This is a genomic window from Burkholderia sp. 9777_1386 (assembly GCF_015712265.1).
In the GTDB taxonomy this organism is placed as follows: Bacteria; Pseudomonadota; Gammaproteobacteria; order Burkholderiales; family Burkholderiaceae; genus Burkholderia; species Burkholderia cenocepacia.
Map to the genome: position 1 here is coordinate 87,053 of NZ_JACCQB010000001.1, position 25,329 is coordinate 112,381.

22 protein-coding genes are annotated in these 25,329 nt (G+C 70.0%); 17 read left to right on the forward strand and 5 right to left on the reverse strand.

Features of this window, described 5'->3' with window-relative positions; all coding sequences use genetic code 11:
- Positions 1-8: 8 nt before the first annotated feature.
- The 3 genes from H0X91_RS00315 to H0X91_RS00325 all read right to left on the reverse strand — a co-directional run bounded on the left by H0X91_RS00315 (position 9) and on the right by H0X91_RS00325 (position 3,674).
- On the reverse strand, positions 9-941 hold the full coding sequence (locus tag H0X91_RS00315) for an MBL fold metallo-hydrolase (RefSeq protein WP_196432693.1): 933 nt from the start codon (positions 939-941) through the stop codon (positions 9-11).
- Positions 942-1,242: 301 nt separating this feature from the next.
- Entirely contained in the window at positions 1,243-2,628 is a 1,386-nt protein-coding gene (locus tag H0X91_RS00320; protein WP_006489635.1) for an MFS transporter, read from the reverse strand.
- A gap of 149 nt (positions 2,629-2,777) precedes the next feature.
- Complete coding sequence (locus H0X91_RS00325) at positions 2,778-3,674, reverse strand: LysR family transcriptional regulator (RefSeq protein ID WP_196432694.1); 897 nt, start codon at positions 3,672-3,674, stop codon at positions 2,778-2,780.
- A 157-nt stretch (positions 3,675-3,831) separates the two neighbouring features.
- Here H0X91_RS00325 and H0X91_RS00330 point away from each other — a divergent pair, with 157 nt between their 5' ends.
- From H0X91_RS00330 to H0X91_RS00395, 14 genes are all read left to right on the forward strand, one after another.
- Entirely contained in the window at positions 3,832-5,094 is a 1,263-nt protein-coding gene (locus H0X91_RS00330; protein ID WP_369718508.1) for an MFS transporter, read from the forward strand.
- Between the two features lie 72 nt (positions 5,095-5,166).
- On the forward strand, positions 5,167-6,057 hold the full coding sequence (locus H0X91_RS00335) for an amidohydrolase family protein (RefSeq protein WP_006497867.1): 891 nt from the start codon (positions 5,167-5,169) through the stop codon (positions 6,055-6,057).
- Between the two features lie 8 nt (positions 6,058-6,065).
- A complete protein-coding gene (locus tag H0X91_RS00340; RefSeq protein WP_006489642.1) occupies positions 6,066-6,953 on the forward strand; it encodes an isocitrate lyase/PEP mutase family protein in 888 nt (295 codons plus the stop codon).
- Positions 6,954-6,960: 7 nt separating this feature from the next.
- Positions 6,961-8,346 carry an MFS transporter gene (locus H0X91_RS00345; protein WP_006489636.1) on the forward strand — a complete coding sequence of 462 codons (1,386 nt, stop codon included), beginning with the start codon at positions 6,961-6,963 and terminating at the stop codon, positions 8,344-8,346.
- A gap of 174 nt (positions 8,347-8,520) precedes the next feature.
- Positions 8,521-9,921 carry a KamA family radical SAM protein gene (locus tag H0X91_RS00350; protein WP_196432695.1) on the forward strand — a complete coding sequence of 467 codons (1,401 nt, stop codon included), beginning with the start codon at positions 8,521-8,523 and terminating at the stop codon, positions 9,919-9,921.
- Entirely contained in the window at positions 9,918-11,063 is a 1,146-nt protein-coding gene (locus H0X91_RS00355; RefSeq protein ID WP_196432696.1) for an NAD(P)/FAD-dependent oxidoreductase, read from the forward strand. The genes H0X91_RS00350 and H0X91_RS00355 overlap by 4 nt, the downstream gene beginning before the upstream one ends.
- Positions 11,060-12,415 (forward strand): lysine N(6)-hydroxylase/L-ornithine N(5)-oxygenase family protein, encoded by a 1,356-nt coding sequence (locus H0X91_RS00360; RefSeq protein WP_006493536.1) that lies wholly within the window; start codon positions 11,060-11,062, stop codon positions 12,413-12,415. Before H0X91_RS00355 ends, H0X91_RS00360 begins: the two co-directional genes overlap by 4 nt.
- A gap of 15 nt (positions 12,416-12,430) precedes the next feature.
- Positions 12,431-13,696: an ATP-grasp domain-containing protein gene (locus H0X91_RS00365; protein ID WP_006497872.1), complete on the forward strand. Its 1,266-nt coding sequence runs from the start codon at positions 12,431-12,433 to the stop codon at positions 13,694-13,696.
- Positions 13,697-13,709: 13 nt separating this feature from the next.
- Complete coding sequence (locus H0X91_RS00370) at positions 13,710-15,305, forward strand: methionine--tRNA ligase (protein ID WP_006497873.1); 1,596 nt, start codon at positions 13,710-13,712, stop codon at positions 15,303-15,305.
- Complete coding sequence (locus H0X91_RS00375; protein ID WP_196432697.1) at positions 15,302-16,483, forward strand: CaiB/BaiF CoA transferase family protein; 1,182 nt, start codon at positions 15,302-15,304, stop codon at positions 16,481-16,483. The genes H0X91_RS00370 and H0X91_RS00375 overlap by 4 nt, the downstream gene beginning before the upstream one ends.
- Positions 16,470-16,820, forward strand: a complete 351-nt coding sequence (locus tag H0X91_RS00380; protein ID WP_006489684.1) for a cupin domain-containing protein — start codon at positions 16,470-16,472, stop codon at positions 16,818-16,820. The genes H0X91_RS00375 and H0X91_RS00380 overlap by 14 nt, the downstream gene beginning before the upstream one ends.
- Positions 16,810-17,967 (forward strand): NAD(P)/FAD-dependent oxidoreductase, encoded by a 1,158-nt coding sequence (locus H0X91_RS00385; RefSeq protein WP_196432698.1) that lies wholly within the window; start codon positions 16,810-16,812, stop codon positions 17,965-17,967. The genes H0X91_RS00380 and H0X91_RS00385 overlap by 11 nt, the downstream gene beginning before the upstream one ends.
- Complete coding sequence (locus H0X91_RS00390; protein WP_006491300.1) at positions 17,919-18,842, forward strand: AEC family transporter; 924 nt, start codon at positions 17,919-17,921, stop codon at positions 18,840-18,842. Before H0X91_RS00385 ends, H0X91_RS00390 begins: the two co-directional genes overlap by 49 nt.
- Before the next feature lie 69 nt (positions 18,843-18,911).
- Entirely contained in the window at positions 18,912-19,823 is a 912-nt protein-coding gene (locus H0X91_RS00395) for an amidohydrolase family protein (RefSeq protein ID WP_048988472.1), read from the forward strand.
- A gap of 191 nt (positions 19,824-20,014) precedes the next feature.
- Here H0X91_RS00395 and dhaL read toward each other — a convergent pair whose 3' ends face one another.
- On the reverse strand, positions 20,015-21,715 hold the full coding sequence (dhaL, locus tag H0X91_RS00400; RefSeq protein ID WP_196432699.1) for a dihydroxyacetone kinase subunit DhaL: 1,701 nt from the start codon (positions 21,713-21,715) through the stop codon (positions 20,015-20,017).
- 252 nt (positions 21,716-21,967) lie between these two features.
- Positions 21,968-23,095: a sigma-54 interaction domain-containing protein gene (locus tag H0X91_RS00405; RefSeq protein WP_084752274.1), complete on the reverse strand. Its 1,128-nt coding sequence runs from the start codon at positions 23,093-23,095 to the stop codon at positions 21,968-21,970.
- Between H0X91_RS00405 and H0X91_RS00410 the strand changes: the two genes are divergently transcribed.
- The 3 genes from H0X91_RS00410 to sfnG all read left to right on the forward strand — a co-directional run bounded on the left by H0X91_RS00410 (position 23,094) and on the right by sfnG (position 25,275).
- Positions 23,094-23,387: a hypothetical protein gene (locus H0X91_RS00410; protein ID WP_196432700.1), complete on the forward strand. Its 294-nt coding sequence runs from the start codon at positions 23,094-23,096 to the stop codon at positions 23,385-23,387. The two genes, H0X91_RS00405 and H0X91_RS00410, sit on opposite strands and share 2 nt — an antisense overlap.
- 185 nt (positions 23,388-23,572) lie before the next feature.
- On the forward strand, positions 23,573-24,133 hold the full coding sequence (gene msuE, locus H0X91_RS00415; protein WP_048988474.1) for an FMN reductase: 561 nt from the start codon (positions 23,573-23,575) through the stop codon (positions 24,131-24,133).
- Between the two features lie 38 nt (positions 24,134-24,171).
- A complete protein-coding gene (sfnG, locus tag H0X91_RS00420) occupies positions 24,172-25,275 on the forward strand; it encodes a dimethylsulfone monooxygenase SfnG (protein ID WP_006490941.1) in 1,104 nt (367 codons plus the stop codon).
- Positions 25,276-25,329: the final 54 nt, after the last annotated feature.

Sequence of the window (25,329 nt, forward strand, 5' to 3'; positions counted from 1 at the left end):
ATCGTCACTCAGTAATCCCACACGACCGGCACGAAACGGAAGCCGTCGCCGTTTCGCGCAACATGGCCGATGGACGGGAACGCGACGTGGGCGGCGGCCAGCAGCGCGCCGGTGTCGGCCGCTTCGTTGAACAGCGCGAGACGCACGTCGACCGCCGCGTCCGGATCGTGTTCGAAGCCGTTTTGCCAGTCGGGGTGGTCGAAGTTCACTTCGAAAATCGCGTCGCCCGCGAACGTCAGCTTTTCCCCGTTCGATGCGACGTCGACCACGCAGTGCCCCGGCGTATGTCCGCCCGTCACCCGCGCCGACACGCCCGCGGCGACTTCCACGGTGCGATCGAATTGCACGATGTTTTCGCCGTAGAGTGCCATGAACCGCGCTGCCGCCTTGCGCAGCGCGGGCGGCACGGTTTCCGGCATCACCGTCTTGCTGAAGTCCGGATTCTCCCAGAACGCCACTTCCGCGGCCGATACGTGAATGCGGACGTCGGGGTTCAGCTTCGCCTTGACGCCGTCGACGTTCAGCCCGCCGACGTGATCCATGTGCATGTGCGTGATCACGATATCGGTGATCGCGGCCAGGTCGATGCCGGCCGATTCAAGGCGCATCACCGAGCGCCCGGCGCGCGTGAAGTATTCGAAACCGTCGCCCACGCCCGAGTCGATCAGGATCAGGCGATCGGCGCTGCGCACGAGCGCGATGTTGAGCGCCCAGTCGAACATGTCGCGTTGCAGGAAACGGCCGTCGAACCACGCATTGCGGTCTGTTTCGCTCACGTTGGTGGACATGGTGGAAGTCGGCAGCGGCAACACGCCGTCGCTGATCAGTACGACGTCGACTGCGCCGATGCGCACGGCGTAGCGGGACGAAACGAGCTCGCCCGAACCTTCGTGGCCCAGGCGGGCGATGATCGGCTGGACGTTGCGGATGGGTGCGTTCATGTTCAGTAATCCTGTTCGTCGAGTGAGGGAGTCCGCACTGCGCGGTGCAGAGCGGTTCGCGAGCGCGATCGTGAAGGTCGCGCTTCGGTGCGCCCGGATTCCGATCGAGCGTGTCAGCGATTGTAGTGACGGCCCGCACCCGCCGACAGCGCCGCACGGGGGCACATCGTGTTGTCCGGACGACAACAATCCGGCGGCGGTTTCGGTCGCCCGAAATGCACATCGCCCGCCGTCCGTGGCCGGACGGCGGGCGATGCGATGGATGCCGTTTATGGGAAGCCGGGCGCCGCCGGCGCGCGGGTCAGCCCGGCTGACCGGGAAGCGTGTCCCCGCGCAGCGAACACCCGCGCGTCTCGATCACCGCCAGCAGCGCGATCAACCCGACCGCGCACGCAGCCATCATGTAGTACGCGGGAATCAGCGCGTTGCCGGTCTTGCCGATCAGCCAGTCGTTGACGATCGGCGCGGTGCCGCCGAACAGCGACGTCGACACGTTGTACGCGATCGCCATGCCCGCATAGCGGACGTGGGTCGGGAACATCGCCGGGAACATCGCGGAAATGGTGGCGAGCTGCGGCACGTACAGCACGCCGAGCACCGCGAAGCCGATGAACGCGCCGAGCGGACCGTGCGTCATCAGCGTGAACATCGGCACGGCCGCGACGAACAGCCCGACGAGCGAGATCCACCACATCGTCTTGCGGCCGACGCGATCGGACAGCCAGCCGGCGAACGGCAGCAGCACCATCATCGCGAGCATGCCGATCAGCGGAATCAGCAGCGACATGTTCTCGCTGACGCCGAGTTCCTTGTGCATGTAGGTCGGCATGTATGCAAGCAGCACGTAGTTGACGACGTTCAGCGCGACGACGAGCCCGCCGAGCAGCACCAGCGGCTTCGCATAGCGCACCAGCAGCAGCCGGATCGGCAGCGCGGCCGTCGCACTTTGCTCGCGGCGGTGCGCCTGTTCCTCGAGTTCGCGGAACACCGGCGTTTCCTCCAGGCGCGAGCGCAGGTAGAAGCCGATCAGGCCGAGCGGCGCGGCGACCAGGAACGGCAGGCGCCAGCCCCACGCATGCATCGCCGAATCGCCGAGCAGCAGCGCGAAGCCGAGCATCAGGAACGCACCGAGCGAGAAGCCGGCGAGCGTCGCGAATTCGAGGAAGCTGCCGCACAGGCCGCGCCGCGAATCGGGCGCGTATTCGGCGATGAAGGTTGCCGCACCGCCGTATTCGCCGCCGGTCGAGAAGCCCTGCACCATGCGCAGCACGATCAGCGCGGCCGGTGCGAGCCAGCCGGCCGTCGCATAGCTCGGCAGCACGCCGACGAGCAACGTCGCGCCCGACATCGTCAGCACCGTCAGCGCGAGCACGCGCTTGCGGCCGAGCCGGTCGCCGAGCGGGCCCCAGAACAGGCCGCCGAGCGGGCGGATCAGGAACGAGATCGCGAACGTGCCGAGTGCGAACAGCGTCGCGCTCGCGGTGTTGCCGGGAAACAGCGCGGCGGAAATGTACGCGAGGCCGTACGCGTAAATACCGTAATCGAACCATTCGGTCGCATTGCCGAGGGCGGCGGCCGCGATCGCGACCCGCGGCAGACTGTGCGGCTCCTCGCCGCGTTGGGTGGTCGCATCGTCGGGAATCGACGACGCGGCGGAAACGGAAGTCCACGATGGCACGTATCGCATGAGGGATCCTCGCTATCAGCATGCGCCCGGGCGGGCGCCGACGAGGATCAAAGTAATCCCGCCAATTCGCGATGCCCGATGTCATAGGACGATGTGGGGATCGGGGTTTTCCCGTGGCGGGGCGGCCCGTGTGGCGGCGGGCCGGATGCTCAGGACCGCGTATCGGCCGACGGCAGCAGCGCGGCGAAACGGTCGGCGAGCGTCGGGCGCGACCGTGCGGGCCAGATCGCGCTGAGTTCGAAATTCGGCAGCGCGGCGCCGTCGCGGATCGGGCTGTACGCGACCCCGTCGAACGCGAACGCGTGGATCGACGTCGGCAGCAGCGATACGCCGCAGCCGGCGGCCACGCATGCGACGACCGTCAGCGTGCGGTTCACGTCGAGCACGATGTCGACCGGATGCCCGGCCTGGCGGAACGCGCTGAGGATACCGGCGCGGATCAGCGGCAGTTGATCGTGCGGAAACCACACGAGGCCGGCCGCGGCCAGATCGGCCAGCGTCACCGTGCCGTCGGGCTGGCGCGGGAACGCCTTCGGCAGCACCGCGACGAGTGGATCGCGCCGGATCAGCTGCTCGCGCATCCGGCCGTTCACCGCGACCGGCGTATGCAGCAGCCCGATGTCGATTTCGCCGCGCTCGAGCGCGATCGTCTGCTCGGCATTGCTCATCTCGCGCATCACCAGCTCGACGTCGGGCGCGCTTTCGCGCAGCGCACGGATCGCGCGCGGCAGCGTGTCGAACAGCGCCGCGGTGACGAAGCCGATGGTCAGGCGCCCGGCGCGCTGCGCGCCGATTTCGCCCGCCCGGTGCGCGGCCGCGTCGAGCCGCGCGACGCTCAGGCGCAGATCGTCGACCATCGCGAGCCCGGCCGGCGTGAGCGTCGCGCCGCGCCGTGACCGGTCGAACAGCCGGACCCCCAGCTCCTTTTCCATCCGGTTCAGCGCCTGGCTGAGCGCCGGCTGCGCAATGCCCAGCTCGCTGGCGGCGCGCGTAAAGCTGCCGGAATCCGCGATCGCGAGGAAGTAGCGGACGTGCCTGATTTCCATAAGCGTGTGTTATGAATAATTATTCGAAACATAGTAGCGAATTATCCAAATGATTCATAGGATGCACATCGGGCGTCGTCGAACCCGGCCGCGCCTCCGATAGCGGCGCGCTCAGGCGACGCACGGCGACGACACGAGGAGACCTCCGTTGACCTGGATGCGCGAACTCTCGACGACCGAACGGCGCACGTTGCGCGGCTGCTTTGCCGGCTGGGCGCTCGACGGGCTCGACACGCAGATGTTCAGCCTCGTGATCCCGGCGCTGCTCGCGACCTGGAGCATCGGCAAGGGGCAGGCCGGCCTGATCGGCGGCGCGACGCTCGTGTCGGGCGCGCTCGGCGGCCTGCTGGCCGGCGCGATCGCGGATCGCTACGGGCGCGTGCGGGCGCTGCAGATCACCGTGTGCTGGTTCTCCGCCTTCACGTTCCTCAGCGCGTTCGCGCAGAACTTCGAGCAGTTGCTGGTGCTGAAGGCGTTGCAAGGGCTCGGCTTCGGCGGCGAATGGACCGCGGGCGCGGTGCTGCTCGCGGAGACGGTCGGCGCGCGCCATCGCGGCAAGGCGATGGGCGTCGTGCAGAGCGCGTGGGGATTCGGCTGGGGCGCGGCGGTGCTGCTGTACATGATCGTGTTCGCGTGGCTGCCGTCCGAGTGGGCGTGGCGCGTGCTGTTCGCGATCGGCGCGCTGCCTGCGCTGCTGGTGCTGTATATCCGCCGCGCGATTTCCGAGCCGCCGCGCGCGACGCCTGCGCCCGCGCACGGGGACGATGCGCCGACGGTGGGCATCTTCGACCGGTCGGTGCTGCGCACGACGGTGGTCGGCGGCCTGATCGGCGTCGGCGCGCACGGCGGCTATCACGCGATCACGATCTGGCTGCCGACCTACCTGAAGACCGAGCGGCACCTGTCGGTGCTCGGCACCGGCGCGTATCTCGCGGTCGTGATCGTCGCGTTCATCTGCGGCTGTTTCCTGAGCGCGTATTTGCAGGACCGGATCGGCCGGCGTCGCAACGTGATGCTGTTCGCCGCGTGTTGCGCGGTGATGGTGAACCTGTACGTGTTCCTGCCGCTGAACGACGTCGCGATGCTGCTGCTCGGGTTCCCGCTCGGGTTGTGCTCGGCCGGCATCCCGGCGACGCTCGGCACGCTGTTCAACGAGCTGTATCCGCAAAACGTGCGCGGCCGCGGCGTCGGGTTCTGCTACAACTTCGGCCGCATCGTGTCGGCGGGCTTTCCAGTGCTGGTCGGGCGGATGGGCGAATCGCTGCCGCTCGGCACGGCGCTCGGCATCGACGCGGGCATCGCGTACGGGCTCGTCGTGATCGCGGTGTGGTTCCTGCCGGAAACGCGCGGGCGCCGTCTGCCCGACGCGGCTGCCGGGCCGGGCGCCGACGACGACGCGCGCGCCGGCGCATCGCTGTAGTTTTCGTCCTTCGTTCATTCCGTCGCCCTGTCGCCCGCTGCCGGGCCGGGCACCTCTTGCAGGCAAGTCGTCATGGATCGAGCAGTCAATCCGCCGGTCGAACCGGTTTCAGCGGCGCCGGATACGGCCGCGTGGTACGCGTCATCGACGGCCGTCGCGGCGGTCGACGCCCATGCGCACGTGTTTGCGCGCGGTCTGCCGCTCGCGCCGGTCGTGCGCCATGCGCCCGACTACGATGCGTCGCTCGACGCGTACGTCGCGCATCTCGCCGCACACGGCATCACGCACGCGGTGCTGGTGCAGCCGAGCTTTCTCGGCACCGACAATACGTTCTTCGTCGACGTGCTGCGGCGCTACCCGAGCCGCTTTCGCGGCGTCGCGGTCGTCGATCCGGTGATCGACGACGACGCGCTCGCCGCGCTCGACCGCGCGGGCGTCGTGGGCATGCGGCTCAATCTGGTCGGCCTGCCGATTCCGGATTTCGGCACGCGGGTGTGGCGCGCGCTGTTCGCACGCATCAACGCGCTCGGCTGGCATGTCGAGATTCATCGCGACGCGGCCGACCTGCATGCGATCGCCGCGAGCCTGCTTGCGCAATCGTGCACGCTCGTGATCGACCATTTCGGCCGCCCGTCGCCGGCGCTCGGCGAACGCGATCCGGGCTTCCGTCATCTGCTGTCGCTTGCCGATACCGGGCGCGTGTGGGTCAAGCTGTCGGCCGCGTACCGGAACAGCCTGACCGGCGACGGCACCGACACCGCGCTCGGCGCGGCGCAGGCGCTGCGCGGCGCGTTCACGCCGGAGCGGCTCGTGTGGGGCAGCGACTGGCCGCATACGCAGCATCGCGAACGTGTCGACTTCGGCGCGACCTGCGCGGCGCTCGAACGCTGGCTGCCCGATGCCGGCGAACGCGCGCGCGTGTTGCGCGACTCGCCGCGCACCCTGTTTCGTTTCGACCAATGAGGCCTCGCATGACCGATTCCACCGCCCTTCGTCGCGCCGCTTTCCGGCGCAGCATCGCCGCCCGCCAGGGGCTGCTCGTCGCCGGCACGTTCAATGCGCTCAGCGCGCGGATCGCCGCCGATCTGGGCTTCGGCGCGCTGTACCTGAGCGGCGCCGGCGTCACCAACATGTCGCTCGGCTTGCCGGATCTCGGCTTCGTCGGGCTCGGCGAACTGGCCGAGCACACCGCGCGCGTGCGCGACGCCGTCGATTTGCCGCTGATGGTCGATGCCGATACCGGTTTCGGCAACGCGCTGAACGTGCTGCATACGGTGCGCACGCTCGAGCGCAGCGGCGCCGATGCGATCCAGCTCGAGGATCAGGTGCTGCCGAAGAAATGCGGCCACTTCGCGGGCAAGGAAGTGATTCCGGCCGCGGAAATGGTCGGCAAGCTGAAGGCGGCCGTCGACGCGCGCGTCGATCCGAACCTGCTGGTCGTCGCGCGCACCGATGCGGCCGCCGTGCACGGCATCGACGACGCGATCGAGCGCGCGCACCGCTATGCGCAAGCGGGCGCCGACGTGCTGTTCATCGAGGCGATGGACACGCCGGAGGACGTCGAACGGCTGCCCGCGCTGTTCGATACGCCGCAACTGATCAACATCGTGATCGGCGGCAAGACGCCGACCCGCTCGCGCGACGAACTGGCGCGCCTCGGTTACGGCGTCGTGCTGTACGCGAATGCGGCGTTGCAGGGCGCGGTGCACGGGATGCAGGCCGCGCTGACCGAATTGCGCGACACGGGCCGGCTCGACGAAAACCCCGCGCTCGTCGCGCCGTTCGCGGAACGGCAGCGGCTCGTCGACAAGGCGCGCTTCGACGCGCTCGACGCACGCTACGCGGCCGGGCAGCCGTAAGGCCGGCATGCGGCACGGGCGGCCGCCTGCCGGCCGCCCGAAACAGAACGAACAGGAGACAACCGTGACAACTTCCCCAACCGGGGCGGGCGACGCGCCGCCGCGCATCGGCTCGATCGTCGGCGGGCTCGCCGGCAACCTGATCGAGTGGTACGACTTCCTCGCATACAGCATCTTCTCGATCTATTTCGCGCCGTCGTTCTTTCCCGCCGACCGGCCGACCGTGCAACTGATGAATACCGCGGCGATCGCGGCGGTCGGCTACGTCGCGCGGCCGGCGGGAAGCTGGCTCGTCGGCCTGTACGCGGACCGGCACGGGCGCAAGGCCGCGCTGACGAAATCGGTGCTCGCGATGTGCGCGGGCTCGATGCTGATCGCCGTCACGCCCGGCTACGCGACGATCGGCATGCTCGCGCCGGCGCTGCTCGTCGCCGCGCGGCTCTTGCAGGGCCTCAGCATGGGCGGCGAGTACGGCACCAGCGCGACCTACCTGAGCGAGATCGCACCGCCGAACCGGCGCGGCTTCTACGTCGGCTTCCTGCAGGTGAGCGTGGTCGCGGGCCAGCTCGTCGCGCTCGGCCTGATGCTGGCGATGCAGCGGATCTTCGCCGGCACGCACGACATCGAGCGCTGGGCGTGGCGGATTCCGTTCTTCGTCGGCGGCGTGCTGGCGCTGTTCGCGCTGTACATGCGCCGCAACGTCGTCGAGAGCGATGCATTCGTCGCAAGCCGGGCGCGCGCGGCGAAGACGCGCGTGACGGCCGATCTCGCGGCGCACTGGCGCGAACTGCTGCTCGCGATCGGCATCACGATCGGCGGCACCGTCGCGTTCTATACGTACACCGTCTATATGCAGAAGTACCTGGTCAACTCGGTCGGCCTGCACAAGGAAACGGCGACCTGGATCTGCACGCTCGCGCTGTTGCTGTACATGCCGCTGCAGCCGCTGTTCGGCCTCGTATCGGATCGCGTCGGGCGCCGGCCGGTGCTGCTGTGGTTCGGGCTCGGCGGCACGCTGCTGTCGGTGCCGATCTTCACGACGCTCGGGCATGTGCACGAGCCGCTAGCCGCGTTCGCGCTGGTGTTCGCGGGACTCGTCGTGCTGAGCGGCTTCACGTCGGTGCACATGCTGGTCAAGGCCGAGCTGTTCCCGCCGCAAATCCGCGCACTGGCGGTCGGGCTGCCTTATGCGCTGACGACGGCGATCCTCGGCGGCACGACGGAGTTCGTCGCGCTGCGGCTGAAGGCGGGCGGCAACGAGACGATGTTCTTCTGGTACGTGGCGGCGTGCGCGGCGATTTCGCTGATCGTGTACTGGCGGATGCCGGAAACCCGTCCGGCACCGCGCGCGCCGGCGGCGCGGCCGGCGGTGGGCGCCGCCGCACCGCGTTGAATTGGTGCGAAGCCGCATGCGAAACGCTTATGGATAAATAACACCGGCGTAATGCTTCGCCGCGGCGATTGCTTCTAGTATCTGCAGAACGCCGGCGGGCTGCCTGGCCGCCGGCGGCGAGCAGACGAGACACACGACCTACATTAGTACATCTAAAAGAATGGAGTCGAGTCAATGATCCAACTATCCGAGGGCCAACGGATATCCACGCACGACGGCGCGCTGCCACGGCCGCCGATCCCGGTGCATCCCGTGTTCAAGGCGTACAACCGGTCGAAGCTGGACGACCTCCCGCAGCTCGCGAGGTTGCCGCCGCGAATGCGCGAGCAGATCGGGCTGGTCGCGCGCGTGCTGCCGTTCAAGGTCAACCGTTATGTCGTCGAACAACTGATCGACTGGACCAACGTCCCGGACGATCCGCTGTTCCGGCTGACGTTTCCGCAGCCCGACATGCTCGCGCCCGACGATCTCGGCGAGCTGGCCATGCTGTCGCGCGACGCGGCGCGCGGTGCCGACCTGGACGCGCTGATCGGGCGCCTGCGCGCCCGGATGAACCCGCATCCGGCGGACCAGCGGCTCAACGAGCCGGAGCTCGACGGCGAGCCGTGCCCGGGCATCCAGCACAAGTACGCGCAGACGGTGCTGTACTTCCCGAGCCACGGGCAAACCTGCCATGCGTACTGCACGTTCTGCTTTCGCTGGCCGCAGTTCGTCGGCGACGCGTCGCTGAAATTCGCGTCGAGCGAAGCCGCGCGGCTGCACGCGTACCTGCGCGCGCGCGGCGAAGTGACCGACCTGCTGATGACGGGCGGCGATCCGATGGTGATGAGCGCGACGCGCCTGCGCGAGTACCTGATGCCGCTGCTGGAGCCCGGGCTCGAGCACGTCGGCAACATCCGGATCGGCACGAAGGCGCTGACCTACTGGCCGTACCGTTTCGTCAGCGATCCGGATACGCCCGAGCTGCTCGCGCTGCTGCGCACGCTGATCGATGCGGGGCGCAACGTGACGGTCATGGCGCACCTGAACCACTGGCGCGAACTGTCGACGGAGGTCGCCGAGCAGGCCGTGACGAACCTGCGCCGCATCGGCGTCGTGATCCGTTCGCAGGGGCCGGTGCTGCGCCACATCAACGACGATGCGGAAGTCTGGCGGCGCAACTGGGTCGGGCAGGTGCGACTCGGCATCGTGCCGTACTACATGTTCGTCGAGCGCGATACCGGGCCGCGCGGCTATTTCGAGCTGCCGCTCGCGCGGGCGCTCGATATCTACAACACCGCGATCGCGTCGGTGTCGGGGCTCGCGCGCAGCGCGCGCGGCCCGTCGATGAGCGCAGGCCCCGGCAAGGTCGAGGTCGCGGGCACGCTCGAGCTGCAGGGACAGCGCTACTTCCTGTTGAATTTCCTGCAGGCGCGCGATCCGCGCTGGCTGCGCCGGCCGTTTCTCGCGAAGTATTCGGCGACGGCCTGCTGGCTCGACCAGCTCGAACCGCCGGATGGCGAGCCCGCGTTCTTCTTCGACGCGCCGTACCGCGCATTCGTCGACGCGCGTCAACGCCAGCTGGAGCACGCATGAGGACGCCCGGCACACGAACCGCCGACGTCGCGATCGTCGGCGGCGGCTACACGGGGCTGTCCGCCGCGATCCACCTGGCGGAGCAGGGCGCGACGGTCGACGTTTGCGACGCTGATCCGCCGGGCGACGTGCCGAGCGCATTCAACTTCGGCTCGGTCGCGAGCGTCGCGCCGGCACTGCCGCGCGGCCCGGTTTCGGCCGCGCACGCGCAGGCCGCCGAGCGCGCGGCGGCGCAGGCCATCGCCTACCTGAAGCGCTTCGTCGACAGCCGCAACCTCGCCTGCGGCTGGGCGCATCCCGGCCACATCACGCTCGCGTGCGACGACGCGTCGGCGGCGCAACTGGCGCACCGGTTCGCGTGCCATGCGGCGCAGCAGGAGGCGTGCGTCGCGTGGCTCGACGCGCGGGCGGTCACGCAGGAAACCGGCGCGGCGCACGCGATCGCCGGGTTGCTGAACCTGCGCTTCGCGCTGATCCGGCCGCGCGCGCTCCGCGATGCGATGCGGGTGCGGGCCGCGACGCTCGGCGTGCGAATCCGGCGCGGCGCGCGCGTGCATGCCGTGCGGCCCGCGCCCGGTGCGGCCGTGCTCGATCTCGGTGACGCGACGGTCGACGCCGGCGCCGTGCTGGTGTGCGCGGAGGACGCATGGTCGCTGCTGCCGGCCGACGTGCGCCCGCCGCTCGAACGCTACGGCACGCACCTGCTGGCGACCCGCATCCTCGACGACGCGACGCAGCGCCGCATTTCGCGGCAGCCGCGCGTGTACGGCACGCTGTCCGCCGACAAGGACTATTTCCGGCTCGACGAGCGCGGGCGGCTGCTGTTCGGCAGCCGGCTCGGCCTGTCGGCCGATGTGCCGCCCGCGGGCGTCGAGGCCGCGTTGCGCGCGCGGCTGGCCGCGTATTTCCCGGCGCTCGAACACGCGCAGGTCGAGCACGTATGGTCCGCGCCGCTCGGCTTCACCGCGTCCGGCGTGCCGCACGTCGGCATGGCCGGGCGGCTGGGCTGGTGCGGCGGCTATTGCGGCAGCGGGATCGCCACGGCCGTTCGCGGCGGCGCGGCGCTGGCCGCGCGCGTGCTCGGCCACGCCGACGACGTTGCCTTTCACGATTCGATCACCGGTGCCGGGGAGGCGCGATGAACCCTTTCGAAATCCAGACGCTCGACGGCGCGAAGCCGCGGGCATTCGCCGGCGAAGAAGTCGACGTGCTCGGCATCGGCGTCGGTCCGTTCAACCTGAGCCTGGCGGCGCTGCTGGCGCCGCTGAACGGCCTGCGTTCGCTGTTCGTCGAGCGCCGGCCCGAGTTCCGCTGGCATCCCGGGTTGATGCTCGCGGATTCGTCGCTGACGACCAGCTTCCTGAAGGATCTCGTGACGCTGGCCGATCCGTGCAGCCGCTACTCGTTCATTGCGTTCCTGCAACGCACCGAACGACTGTATTCGTTCGCGAACGCGCGCTTTCCGACCGTGCGCCGCCGCGAGTTCGAGCAGTACATGCGGTGGGTGTGCGCGTCGCTCGACAACCTGCGGTTCGACTGCGAAGTCGAAAGCGTCGTGCGTGACGGGCGCGCGCTGCGCGTCACGACCTCGCACGGCGTCGTGCGCACCGCGAACCTCGTGGTCGGCGTCGGCCTGCGCCCGACCGTGCCTGCCTGCGCGCGGCCGCACCTGGGCGCCGACGTGCTGCATTCGTCGCAGTTCTGCACCGTGCGGCCGGCGCTCGCCGGCCGGCGCGTCGCGATCGTCGGCGGCGGCCAGAGCGGCGCCGAGCTCGCGCTGCATCTGCTCGGCCTGACGGGCGATGCCGCGCCCGCGCACATCGCCTGGCTGACGCGGCGCGAGAACTTCCTGCCGATGGACGACTCGCCGTTCGTCAACGAATGGTTCGTGCCGCAATACAACGAACATTTCTCGCGGCTGTCGCCGCAGCGCAAGCGCGACGCGCTCGAGACGCAGCGCCTCGCGAGCGACGGCGTCACGTTGCCGCTGCTGACGGCAATCTACCAGCGGCTCTACGAGATCACGCACATCGAGGGGCGTCCCGGCCATTGCGCGCTGATGCCGGGCCGCAGCATGGCGAACCTGCACCGCGCGGACGGCGGTTTCGTGCTGAGCGTCGACGACGGCACCGGCGTGCATGCGCCGCTGCATGCGGACGTCGTGCTGCTCGCGACGGGCAGCGAATTCCAGATGCCCGGCGCGCTCGAATCGCTGCGCTTCGAGATGCACACGCGCGATGGCGCACCGGAACTCGACGACGACTACGCGGTGCGCTGGAACCGGCCGAGCGCCGCGCGAATTTTCTTCCAGAACGCCGCGCGCACGACGCGCGGCATCGCCGACCCGAACCTGAGCCTTGCCGCGTGGCGCAGCGGCCGGATCGCCAACGCGATCGCGGGCGCGTCCATCTACGAAGTCGGCACGCCGCCGGGATTCGTCGACTGGCCGCACGGCGAAGCGCCGCAGGCCGCCACCCAACAACTCGTGAACTGACAGGAGCACACCGCCATGACCCATGCACCGGCCATGCTGTATCTCGACACACGCGCGCTTCCGGGCGAGCGGATCGCCGAAATCGACGCGGCGCGCAGTCTCGGGCTCGACCTCTACGTGGCGACGCCGACGCCCGACGCATTCCGCTCGTTCGGCTGCGCGGGCATCATTCCGACGCGCCTCGGCGATTACGACGCGGCCGAGCGGACGATTCTCGACTACCTGCGCGAACATCGCGTCGAGTTGTCCGGCGTCGTCGCGTGGAAGGATCTCGAAGTCGTGCTCGCGAGCCGGCTGTCGCATCGGCTCGGCTTGCGCGGCACGGCGCCGGATGCCGCGCTCAACGTGCGCGACAAGGCCGCGACCCGCCGCGTGCTCGACGCGGTGCCGAATGCGAACCCGCGCTATGCGGTGGTCAGCAGCGAAGCCGAATTCACCGCCGCGCTGAAGCGGATCGGCGCGCCCGCGCTGCTCAAGCCGGCCGGCAACTCGGGCAGCCGCGGCATCTTTCCGGTCGATGCGCTCGCCGATCCCGTCGAGGTCTATCGTGCGTTTCGTGCGTACAACTCGCCGGAGAAGGGCGAGATGTTCAGCCTGTACGGCGATCACGCGCTGCTCGAGGAACAGCTGACGGGCAGCGAGCATTCGGTGTCCGGCGTCGTCGCGCAAGGCCGCGTCGCGATCAACGCGATCATCGACAAGACCTTCGACCGGTCGATCCCGATCCAGTACGAGAACGTGACGCCGTCGCTGCTGCCGGCCGACACGCAGGCGGCGATCCGCGACATGGTGCGTGCGGGTGTCGCGGCGACCGGCATCGACTGGTGCGGCTTCCACGCCGACGTGATGGTGACGCGCGACGGCCCGAAGATTCTCGAGATCGGCGGGCGGCTCGGCGGCGAGTTCATCAACTCGCACCTGATCCCGTACAGCGTCGCGGGCTTCTCGCCGTACCGCACCGTGCTCGATCTCGCGCGCGGCGCGATCGACGGCCCGCTCGACGACCGGCTCGGCACCGCGTCGACGCGCGCGGGCCAGCGCATCGTGATGCCGCCGGGGCTCGGGCGCATCGCCCGCGTCGAGGGCTTCGAGCGGCTGTGGCGGCGGCCGGAACTGCGCTTTCTGCAGATCGTCGCCGGCAAGGGCGCGCAGATGGCGTTGCCGAAGGACGTGTTCAAGGCGTACGAGATCGCGTACCTGATCGCGCAGTGCGAGCTCGATCGCGACATCGTGGCGCTGCTGCGCGAGCTCGCGGCCGACGTGACCGTCACGCTGGACTGACCCGGAGGCCATCATGCCGATCGACACGATCCGCGACCCGCGCCACTACCTGCTCGTCCCCGCGATGCCGGCGCCGAACGGGCGCCTGCACCTCGGTCATATCGCGGGCCCGTACCTGCGGCTCGACATGCTTGCGCGCCATCTGCGCAGCCGCGGCGAGGTCGCACGCATCGCATGCGCGAGCGACCCGTACGATTCCTACATCCCGCTGCGCGCCGGGCAGGCCGGCATCGACGCGGCGGCGCTCGCGCGGCAGAGCTGCGCGGGCATCGTCGACGATCTCGCCGCGATGAACATCGACGTCGATCTGTTCGTCGATCCGCTCGGCGATGCGCATCACGACGCGTACCTCGCCGCGCACGACGGGCTCGTCGCACGGCTGGCCGCGCAGCGGCGCGTGTCGACGGTGCGCGAACGCATGCCGTATTCGGCCGCGCGCGACGGTTACGTGACCGGCAGTTTTCTGCTGGGCCATTGCCCGCAGTGCGCGCGCGACGTGTCGGGATTCTTCTGCGAGGACTGCGGCGCGCATTTCCAGCCGGAAGACGTGCGCGAACCGTCGGCACGCTGGGGCGAGACGCTCGCGATGCGCGAGCAGGACAACCTGTTCTTCGACATCGCGGACCCGGCCGCGCTGGTCGCGCAACTGGTGGGCACCGAGACCGCGCCGGTGTTCGTCGATATCGCGCGCCGCCATCTGGCGCGCGACGGCGCGCGTTTCCGCCTGACGAGCCATGCCGGCTGGGGGTTGCCGTATGTGCTGGACGGCGAGCCGCGCACGCTGTTCGGGCACGGGCTGCTGTTCGGCGCGATCCGCTTCGTCGGCGATCTCTACGCGCGCAGGCACGGGCTGCGCGCCAACCCGTTCGATCGCGATTCGGACGTGATCACCGTCAACGGCTTCGGGATCGACAACTGCGTGTCGCATCTGGTCGGCATCCAGGCGATGGCGATGGCCGACGGCGTGTCGAAGCCGTTCGACCGCTTCGTGATCAATCACTTCTACACGCTGGAAGGGCGCAAGTTCTCGACGAGCCTGCGTTGGGCGATCTGGGTCGAGGATCTCGCGGCGCGCACGCGCGTGCCGGCCGATGCGGTGCGCGGCTTCGTCGCGTCGACCAATCCGGTTGCCGGGCGCACGGACTTCGATCGCGACGCGTTCTGCCGGTTCGTGAACGGGCCGTACGCGACGGTACGCCGGCATGTGGCCGAGGCAATCGGCGGGCCGCTCGCCGCGCGCGTGCCGACCGACGAGACGGTGCGGGCAGCGGAGGCGGCGTGGCGCGACGCGCAGCGCGCGATGGATTTCGCGACGTTCGACCCGACGGCGATGGCCGGCATCGTCGAGCGCTGGAGCGCGCGCTTCGACGGCGCGCGCGCGGCCGGCGACCTGTACGGCTGGACCAAGGGTTTCGCGCTGCTCGCGTGGCCGTTGATGCCGGCGCTCGCGCAGACCGCGTGGCGGGCGCTCGGGTTGCGCGGCGAGCCGAACGCGGGCGACTTCGCACGGTTGTCGTCGCCGGTCGTCACGCCGCTGGCGAACTTCGACCCGGTTACGCCGGGAGATCTGGCGGCGGTCCTGCCGCCCGGCATGCGGGAGGTCGCATGATGGAAGGCGCACTCGAAGGATTGCTGATCGTCGACCTGACGCGCGTGCTGGCCGGCCCGTTCTGCACGATGCTGCTGGCCGATCACGGCGCGCGCGTGATCAAGGTCGAACGGCCGTCGACCGGCGATGATGCACGCGCGTACGGCCCGTGGTACGGCGGCAAGTCCGCGTATTTCGCGTCGCTCAACCGCGGCAAGGAGAGCATCGCGCTCGACCTGAAGGATCCGTCCGATCGCCGCGTGCTCGACGCGCTGCTCGAGAAGGCCGACGTCGTCACCGAGAATTTCCGGCCCGGTACGATGGCGCGCATCGGCTACGACTGGGACACGCTGCACGCGCGTTTTCCGCGCCTGATCTACGGCAGCGCGTCGGGGTTCGGCCATACCGGGCCATTTCGCGATCACCGTGCATACGACATGATCGTCCAGGGGCTCGGCGGGATCATGAGCGTGACGGGCGAGCCCGGGCGCATGCCCGTGCGGGTCGGGCCGTCGATCGGCGATCTGGCGGCCGGCCTGTTTCTGACGACCGGGCTGCTGATGGCGCTCGTGCGGCGCGGGCGCACCGGGCAGGGCTCGAAGGTCGACGTCGGCATGTTCGACTGCCAGCTCGCGCTGATGGAATATTTCATCGGCCGTTACTTCGCGACCGGCGAGGTCACGGGGCCGGTCGGCAGCTATCGGCCGGCGATCGCGCCGCCGTTCGGCGTCTACCGCGCGGCGGACGGCCCGCTCATCATCGCGGCCGGCAACGACAAGCTGTTCCGGCTGCTGTGCGACGCGCTCGGCGTGCCGGCGCTCGCGGCCGATCCGCGCTTCGCGGGCGGCGAGGCGCGCAAGGATCACGAGGCCGAACTCGAACGCACGCTCAACGGGCTGCTGGCGGCGCACGGCGTCGCGGCCTGGTGCGAGCGGTTCGCGCGCGCGGGCCTGCCGGCCGGCCCGATCAACCGGGTCGACCAGGCCGTCGTCCATCCGCAGACGGCCGCGCGCAACATGCTGATCGACGTCGACGATCCCGACGTCGGTCCGTACCGGCTGGTCGGGACGCCGATCAAGATTTCGGGCTGCCCCGACCCGGCCACGCGCCGGGCCGCGCCGGCGCTCGATCGCGACCGCGACGCGATTCTCGCGGAACTGGGCCTCGTCGGCGAGGAGGTGCACGATGAACGCGCGTAAGTTTCCGCACGTCGGCGCGCTGCCGCCGGAGTCCCATGTGCCGGGCGTCGTGTTGCGCCAGGCCGATTTCGCCGGGCTCGGCGACGGCGAGATTCCGTTTCGCGGCGGCCTGTTTACGGTCGAGCCGAACTGCACGTCGCGGCTGGACGTTCACGCGGTCCGCGAATGCTGGATGATCGCGCAGGGCAGCGGCCGGCTGACCTACGACGGCGAACCCGTGCGCGTGCGGGCCGGCGACGTGCTGTATTTCGAATCGCACCGCTCGCACCAGGTGCAGAACGACGGCGCGACGCCGCTCGTGATCAGCACCGTCTGGTGGCAGGCCGATGCGGTTTGATCTCGCGATCATCGGCGCAGGCGTGACGGGGGCGACGATCGCGCACGTCGCGGCTCGGCATGCGGGCGCGCTGCGCATCGCCGTGTTCGATGCGCGGCCGGCCGTGCAGACGGCCACGGCGCTGTCGGCCGGCGTCGTCACGCCGTTCTGCGGCAGCGGCGCGCGGCGCGCGCGATCGCTGGTCGCGCACGCGTACTACGGTGCGTGGGCACGGGCCGGATGCTGCGTGCGCGCCGCGCCGTTCACCTTCGTTGCGGACGCACCCGATGCGGGCGGTCCGTTGCTCGCGCCGCCGGTGACCGACGATCCGCCGGACCCCGGCGCCACACCACTCGTTGCGCTGCCGGCCGGCGCGCGCCTGTGGCGCGGCGGCCGCGCGTGGCTGGTCGACGTGCCGCGACTGGTCGCGCACTACCTGACGGGCGCGCGCACCGTCGAGCGCTTCGATGCGCCGGTCACGCACGTGACGCGCGATGCCGGCGGCTGGACCGTCGTCGCCCCCGGCGTGACGTTGCGCGCGGACCGGCTCATCCGTGCCAGCGGCCCGTGGCCGGCCATCGACGGCGAAGCCGGCGTCGACGCGGGAACCGACATCGTCACGAAGAAGATCGTCGCGTTCGATGTCGACGGCCGCGGCTTGCCGCCCCCGGCGGATGCGCCGGTCGTCTACCTGCCCGACGCGCAGGCCTTTCTCGCCCCGGTGCATGCGCGGCGCGGCTGGCTGCTGAGCATCACGTCGCACGCGTGGGGCTGCGCCGCCGGCGCACGCGTCGCGCCGAGCGCCGACGAGCGCGCGCTCGCGCACGCGTTGCTCGACCGTCATTTCCCCGGCTTGCGCGATGCCCATCTCGCCGCGCGTACGGCGGTCGACGGGTACACGGCCGAACGCAATCCGCGGGTCGCGCCGATCGGTCGCGACGGCTGCGCGGTGGCCGGCGCGTCGGGCTCCGGCGTGCGCTTCGCGCCGGCCCTCGCGTACGAGGCGCTCGCCGCCGTCGGGTTGCCGTTCGAACCCGATGCCGCGACGACCGCACCCGAGCCACCGCTTTGCCACCGGGCAGACAAATCCGCTGCTTCCCTCACCGAATCCGTCCAACCATGCATACCGAACTCGCCTGGGTCGCCGTCGCACCCGCCTTCGCCCTGATCTGCATCGGCATCGCCGTGCGCCGCCTCGCGCTGGTCGATGCGGCGTTCTGGCCGTCCGCCGAAAAGCTCACCCACTACGTGCTGTTTCCCGCCTTCCTCGTGCATTCGATCGGTCTGGCCGGCCCGCTCGACGCGTCGTCGAAGTCGACGATCGTGCTGCTGACGGGGCTCACGCTCGCGGTGCTGGCCGCTGTCGTGCTCGGCTGCCGATGGTGCGCGGTGCCGCACGCATCGTTCACGTCGATCGTCCAGGGCTCGATCCGCTTCAACAGCTACATCTTCCTGTCGGTCGCGTCGGGGCTGCTGAGCCGCGCGGATTACGGGATCGCGGCGGTCGTCGTCGCGTACATGGTCGCGATCTCGAATACGCTCGTGCTGTTGTCGTTCGAACATGGCCAGGCCGGCGGCCGCGGGCTCGTGCGGATCGTCGGCAAGGTGGCGGCGAATCCGCTGATCGTCGCGAGCGCGTTCGGGATCGTGCTGAACCTGACCGGCTGGCGTCTGCCCGCCGCCGTGGACCAGACCGTCGACGTGCTCGGCGGCGCCGCGCTGCCGTTGAGCCTGATCTGCGTGGGCGCCGCGCTGCGGCTGCCGCTGCCGCGCAAGGAGGCGGCACTGGTGCGCGCGGGGCTCGTGACCACCGCGATCCGGCTGGTCGGCTTTCCGCTGCTCGCGCTGACCGCGACCAAGGCATTCGCCGTGACGCCGTTGTCCGGGAACCTGATCCTGCTCTATTCGGTGCTGCCGTGCGCGAGCAACTCGTACGTGCTGTCCACGCAGTACGGCGGCAACCATCGGCTGATGGCGTTCGTCGTCGCGCTGTCGACGGTGCTGTCGTTCGTCCCGATATTCCTCGTCGCGCGCACGATGTAGGCTGATGCGCCGCCTCGCGGCCGGCGGGGCCGCGCCGTTCACCCTCAATCGAAAAAACAGGAGACACCCATGATTTCGAGGCGGTCGTTCAACCGCGCACTCGCCGGCATCGCGATGGCCGAGGTGCTGGGCGGATGCGCCGGCGCGACGCCGGATCGGCGGACGGTTACCGGCGTCGACGCGCACGCGCACGTGTTCCTGAAGTCGCTGCCGCTCGTGCCGGGCCATCGCTACACGATCGCGTACGACGCGTCGCTCGACCAGTACCTCGCGATGCTCGACCGGCATGGCATGTCGAATGGCGTGCTGATCCAGCCGAGCTTTCTGGGCACCGACAACCGCTATCTGCTTGCCGCGCTGCGCGCGCAACCCGCGCGTTTGCGCGGCATCGTCGTGATCGATCCCGCGCGCGATGCGGAGCAGGTTGCCGCATGGACGCCGCTCGGCGTGCGCGGCATCCGGCTGAACCTGATCGGCGAACGCGATCCGGATTTCGCGGACGCGGCGTGGCGCACGCTGTTTCCGCTGCTGCGCGCGCATGGCTGGCAAGTCGAGCTGCATGCGGAGGCCGCCCGGTTGCCGGCGCTGATGCCGCCGCTGCTCGACGCGGGCGTCGACGTCTCGCTCGACCATTTCGGCCGGCCCGATCCGCGGCTCGGGATCGACGATCCCGGCTTCCGCTATCTGTTGACGACGGCGACGAGCAAGCGCGTGTGGGTCAAGGTGTCGGGCGCCTACCGGAACGACCGCGCCGATCGCTGGCAGGCGTCCGGGCTGGCGGCGATGCGCGCGCTGCGCGATGCGTTCGGTACGCAGCGGCTCGTGTGGGGTAGCGACTGGCCGCATGTCGGATACGAGAAGGCCGTCGACGATGCGCTCGCGTACCGGTATCTGGCGACGCTGCTGCCGGACGAGGCCGGACGCAGACAGGTACTGGTCGATACGCCGGCGGCGCTGTACCGGTTCGACGGGAACGGGTGAGCGGGTAGGCGGCACGCATGTGCATGGCGAAAGCGCGGCCATCCGCCGTGCGCGACGCGACCATGAACCTGACGACGGCTTCCGCCATGCCGGTCCGGCCGCCGATGGGCCGCGCGGCCCGCGTGCCGTTCTCTCTCGTGTCGGGGCGGAAGAACGCGCGCACGCCAGGCTGACGCGCGCGCCGCCACCGTTCAGCGCACGTGCGGCAGCAACGCCCGCAACCAGTACGACACGGCCACCGCCCCGCCATCCGGCGTGCCGATCGCGCGCTCGCCGAGATAGCTGGCCCGTCCCGCGCGCGGCGTCATGCGCGCCGTATCCTCCGCGCCTCGCTCGGCCGCTTCCACGGCCGCCGTCCAGGCACTCGCGGGATCGCGATCGCCGTCGAGCGCACGGCTGAATGCATCGACGGCCGGCACCAGCGCATCGAGCATCGTCCGGTCGCCTGCCTGCGCGCCGCCGAGTTCGCCGATCGCATCGACCGCCGCGCGGAATGCCGCGGCCCAGTCGCGCGGCGACGGCTCGGCGAGATCGGCCAGCCGGCGCGACGCGCGCAGCAGCGCGGTCGCATAGAACGGCCCGGAGCTGCCGGCGATCGCGCGGCGCAACGCGGCGCCGAGCGCCGCGAGCGTACCGGACGGCGTGCCGTACGCGGTGTCGGGTAGTTCGAGAATCGCGTGCGCGGCGCGCCGCATGCTCGCGCCGAGATCGCCGTCGCCGGCTGCCGCATCGAGATCCGTCAGCATCTGCTCGTGATCGATCAGCGTCTGCGCCACGGCGTGCAGCGCCGGTTGCAGGCGCGCGGCCCATGCGCGGCCGGCCGCATCGAGCGGCGGCGGCGGCGCGTCCTGCGACGCGGCCGCGGCCACGCGAATCCGCGTGTTCACGAGGCCGCCGCCCGGCCACGCGCGCGCCTGCGTCGGCGCGTCGAGCAGCGCTGCGCGTTCGTCGTTCAGCCGCAGCACCGAGATCGAGCAGCCCGGCATGTTCAGCGCGGACAGGAACGTGCCGGCCCACGCGCGCGCGACGACGATGCCGCGCCGGCTCAGGTTGTCGAACGCGGCGCGCAGCACGATCGCGAGTTCCATGTCCGGCGTCGCGCCGAGACCGTTGACGAACAGCGCGACGCGTTCGTCGCGGTCGAGCACGAGATCGGCGACGATGCTCGACAGCAGCGTATCGGCCAGCGCATCGGCCGGCAGCGGCGCGCGGCGCTCGACGCCTTTCTCGCCGTGGATGCCGAGGCCCAGCTCGATCTCGTGATCGGCGAGGCTGAAGCCCGATTTGTCGGCGCCCGGGATCGTGCAGCCGTCGAGCGCGACGCCCATCGTGCCGAGCTCGGCCGCCGCGTCGCGCGCGATGCTCGCGACGCGGGCCAGCGGCAGCCCGCGCGCGGCGGCGGCGCCCGCGAGCTTGTGGATCAGCACGGTGCCGGCGATCCCGCGTCGCTGGCCGCGCTCGACGCGGCCGCGCAGCGACACGTCGTCGGCGACGATGACGGTTTCGACCGGAATGCCTTCCGCACGCGCAAGCTCGGCGGCAAGCCCGAAATTGAGCCGGTCGCCGGTGTAGTTCTTCACGATCAGCAGCGCGCCGTTCGGGCCGGCGCTCGCGCGGATCGCGGCGAGCACGGCGTCGGTCGACGGCGACGTGAACACTTCGCCGCACACGGCCGCGCTCAGCATCCCTTCGCCGACATAGCCGCCGTGCGCGGGTTCGTGGCCGCTGCCGCCACCGGACAGGACCGCGACCGGCCGCTGCGACGGCTCGGGCAGCGGCTGGCGGACGAGCACGTGCTCGTCGCCGAGGATCGCGAGATGCGGCGATTGTCGCGCGATGCCTTCCAGCATTTCTCGCACGACGTCGGACGGGCGGTTCACAAGCTTTTTCATGGCGAAGGATTCCGGACGGGTGAACGGGGCTCGGCCGGGCGCGCACGGGCGCCGGGCGGCTTTCGTGTTGCGGAGCATCGTGCGCGAGCCGTTGCCTGTCGCAGCCGATCGCATGACCGACGACCGGGTGCGGGGCGGGCAACGAAGCGTACGCTTCGCGCCACGATACATCAGGTTCGGACGTTGCGGCACGGATCGCGGCGCGATGGCGTCATGGCGCCGGGGCGGAACGGCGGCGTGCGCCGGGCGCCGCTACTTCAGCGCGGTGATCGCCTTCGCGCGAATCAGCCGCGCGCGCAGCACGTTGCGGCTGATGCCGAGCAACTGCGCGGCCCGGATCTGGTTGCGATGGCTGAATTCGAACGCGACGCGCATGACCGTGTCCTCGATGTGCTCGAAGAGATTGCCGTGCCCGTCGTCGAACAGGTCGCGCAGCGCGTGTTCGAGCGCCGCCTGTGCATCGGCGGACGAATCGGCCGCGGGCGCGGCGATGGCCGGCGGACACGGCGGCGCGATGTGCAGGTCGGTGTCCTGCAGCGTGTCGTGGCGGCTCACGAGCAGCGCGTGATGGATCACGTTCTCCAGTTCGCGGATATTGCCGGGCCAGTCGTGTGCGTGGAGCCGGCGCTCGGCGCGCGGATCGAGGCGGTGCGGCCCGCCGCCGAGCCGGTCGCGGTAAACGTCGAAGAAGTGCCGCGCGAGCGGCAGGATGTCGCCCGGCCGCTCGCGCAGCGGCGGGACCGCGAGCTGGACGACGTTGAGCCGGTAGAACAGGTCGCCGCGAAACTGTCCGGCCGCGACCGCCTGCTGCAAGTCGACGTTGGTCGCCGCGACCACACGCACGTCGACCGGAATGCCCGTGCGCGAGCCGAGCCGCACGACCTCGCGTTCCTGCAGCACGCGCAGCAGCTTGACCTGCATCGCGAGCGGCAAGTCGCCGATTTCGTCGAGAAACAGCGTGCCGCCGTGCGCGGCTTCGAACCAGCCGGGCTTCGCGCTCAACGCGCCCGTAAACGCGCCTTTTTCGTGGCCGAACAGTTCGCTGTCGACGAGCGTTTCGGAGAATGCGCCGCAGTTCACCGCGACGAACGGTCCGTCGCGACGGGCGCCGAGCGCGTGCACGCGGCGGGCGATCAGCTCCTTGCCGGTGCCCGTCTCGCCGACGATCAGCACGTTCGCGCCGCTCGGCGCGACGCGGCGAACCTGTTCGAGCAGCGCGAGCGAACGCGGGTCGGCGAACACCTGCGCCTGCGCGCGGGACGGTGCGTGACGTTCGGGCAGCGCGAGCACCGGCGCCGCGGCCTGCCGTGCAGCCGGGTCGCGCGATGCGGCGACGATACGAAGATTGAGCGGGCGTGGCGATGCGGAAATCGAAGTCATGGCGATGAACCGTTGGATGGCCGGGCCGAGCGCGCCCGTGCCGGCGGGCGCCGCGGTCCGGCTGCTGCGTGGTCAGCAGAGTGTTGAACGTTTCGCCGCGCGCGAAAAGCATCGATTTCTGATAACCAAAGTGCGATTGCTGCGGAACCCGCAATGGCGCGGCAGAGCGGCGGTGCCGCGACGTCGAGACGTCGAATTCGACGCTATCGCGCGTGATGCGTTGCTGCCTGATCAGCAGCACATCAGCAGACCCGCTGCATCCTGTTCATCGCGTCGCGGAATATCGATGTGACACGCGCGTTGCAACGCTTGCCAGCATCGCGCATTTGGCGGCGCGCCAGTGCCGGCGGGCGATGACAAGAAATTTCGTTGTCCGGACGAGATTTCTTTCGCGCATCCATGCCGATGGCACGCTCCTTGCTGACCCGAACCGGTATCGCCGCATCGACACGCGGCTTCACCACGGGAACGCATTGCATGAGCCACACCCTCAACGTCGTCGCGATATCGGGCAGCCTGCAGCGGCCGTCGCGCACGCTGGCGCTGACCGACGCGATCGTCACGGCGCTGGGCGCCGCGCTGCCGATCGAGACGCGGCTGATCGAACTCGGTGAGATCGGCAGCCGGCTGGCCGGCGCGCTGACGCGTGCGCAGGTACCGGCCGATCTCGACGCGCTGATCCGCACGATCGAGACGGCCGATGCGCTGGTCGTCGCGAGCCCGGTGTATCGCGCGTCGTACACGGGCCTCTTCAAGCACCTGTTCGATCTCGTGCGCCACGACGCACTCGTCGACGTGCCGGTGCTGCTCGCGGCTACCGGCGGCAGCGAGCGGCATGCGCTCGTGATCGACCATCAACTGCGCCCGCTGTTCAGCTTCTTCCAGGCGCGCACGCTGCCGATCGGCGTGTACGCGTCCGAAAGCGATTTCGACCAGTACCAGATCGCCAGTCCGGCGTTGCGCGAGCGCATCGCGCTCGCCGTGGACCGCGCGGTGCCGCAACTGCGCGCGCCCGCGCCTTCCGTCGCGGCCGCGTAAGCCGCTTTTTCGTTTTCCCCTTCGACCAGGACACCTTCATGAGCCTTCCCGACCCTTCCGCCGATGGCGTCAAATTCGCGTACTGGGTGCCGAACGTCAGCGGCGGCCTCGTCGTCAGCACGATCGAGCAGCGCACCGACTGGAGCCTCGAGTACAACCAGACACTCGCGCGCACGGCCGAGGCGGCCGGCTTCGACTACGCGCTGAGCCAGATCCGCTTCACGGCCGGCTACGGCGCCGAATACCAGCACGAGTCGGTGTCGTTCAGCCAGGCGCTGCTGCATGCGACGACGAAGCTCAAGGTGCTCGCCGCGATCCTGCCGGGGCCATGGCATCCGGCCGTGGTCGCGAAACAGCTCGCGACGATCGACCACATCTCGAACGGGCGCATCGCGATCAACGTCGTGAGCGGCTGGTTCAAGGGCGAATTCACCGCGATCGGCGAGCCGTGGCTCGAGCACGACGAACGCTATCGGCGCTCGAAGGAATTCATCCAGGCGCTCAAGGGTATCTGGACCCAGGACAACTTCACGTTCAAGGGCGATTTCTATCGCTTCAACGATTACACGCTGAGCCCGAAGCCGGTGCAGAAGCCGCATCCGGAAATCTTCCAGGGCGGCAGCTCGCGCGCGGCGCGCGACAACGCGGCGAGCGTGTCCGACTGGTATTTCACGAACGGCAATACGCCGGAGAACCTGAAGGCGCAGATCGACGACATCCGCGCGAAGGCGGCCGCGAACAACCATCGCGTGCGGATCGGTGTCAACGCGTTCGTGATCGCGCGCGACACCGAGGAAGAAGCGCAGGCCGTGCTCGACGACATCATCCGGCATGCGCACGTCGAGGCCGTGCACGCGTTCGGCGATGCGGTGAAGCAGGCCGGCAAGGCGTCGCCCGAAGGCGAGGGCAACTGGGCGAAGTCGACGTTCGAGGATCTGGTGCAGTACAACGACGGCTTCCGCACGAACCTGATCGGCACGCCGCAGCAGATCGCCGAGCGGATCGTCGCCCTGAAGGCAATCGGCGTCGATCTCGTGCTGGCCGGGTTCCTGCACTTCATCGAGGAAGTCGAATACTTCGGCAAGCGCGTGCTGCCGCTCGTGCGCGAACTGGAGGCGCAGCGGCAGGCCATCGCCGCGTGACGCTTACGCTGCTTGTCCGCCGCACGCGCGCGGCCCGCGACCGTGCGGGAGCGT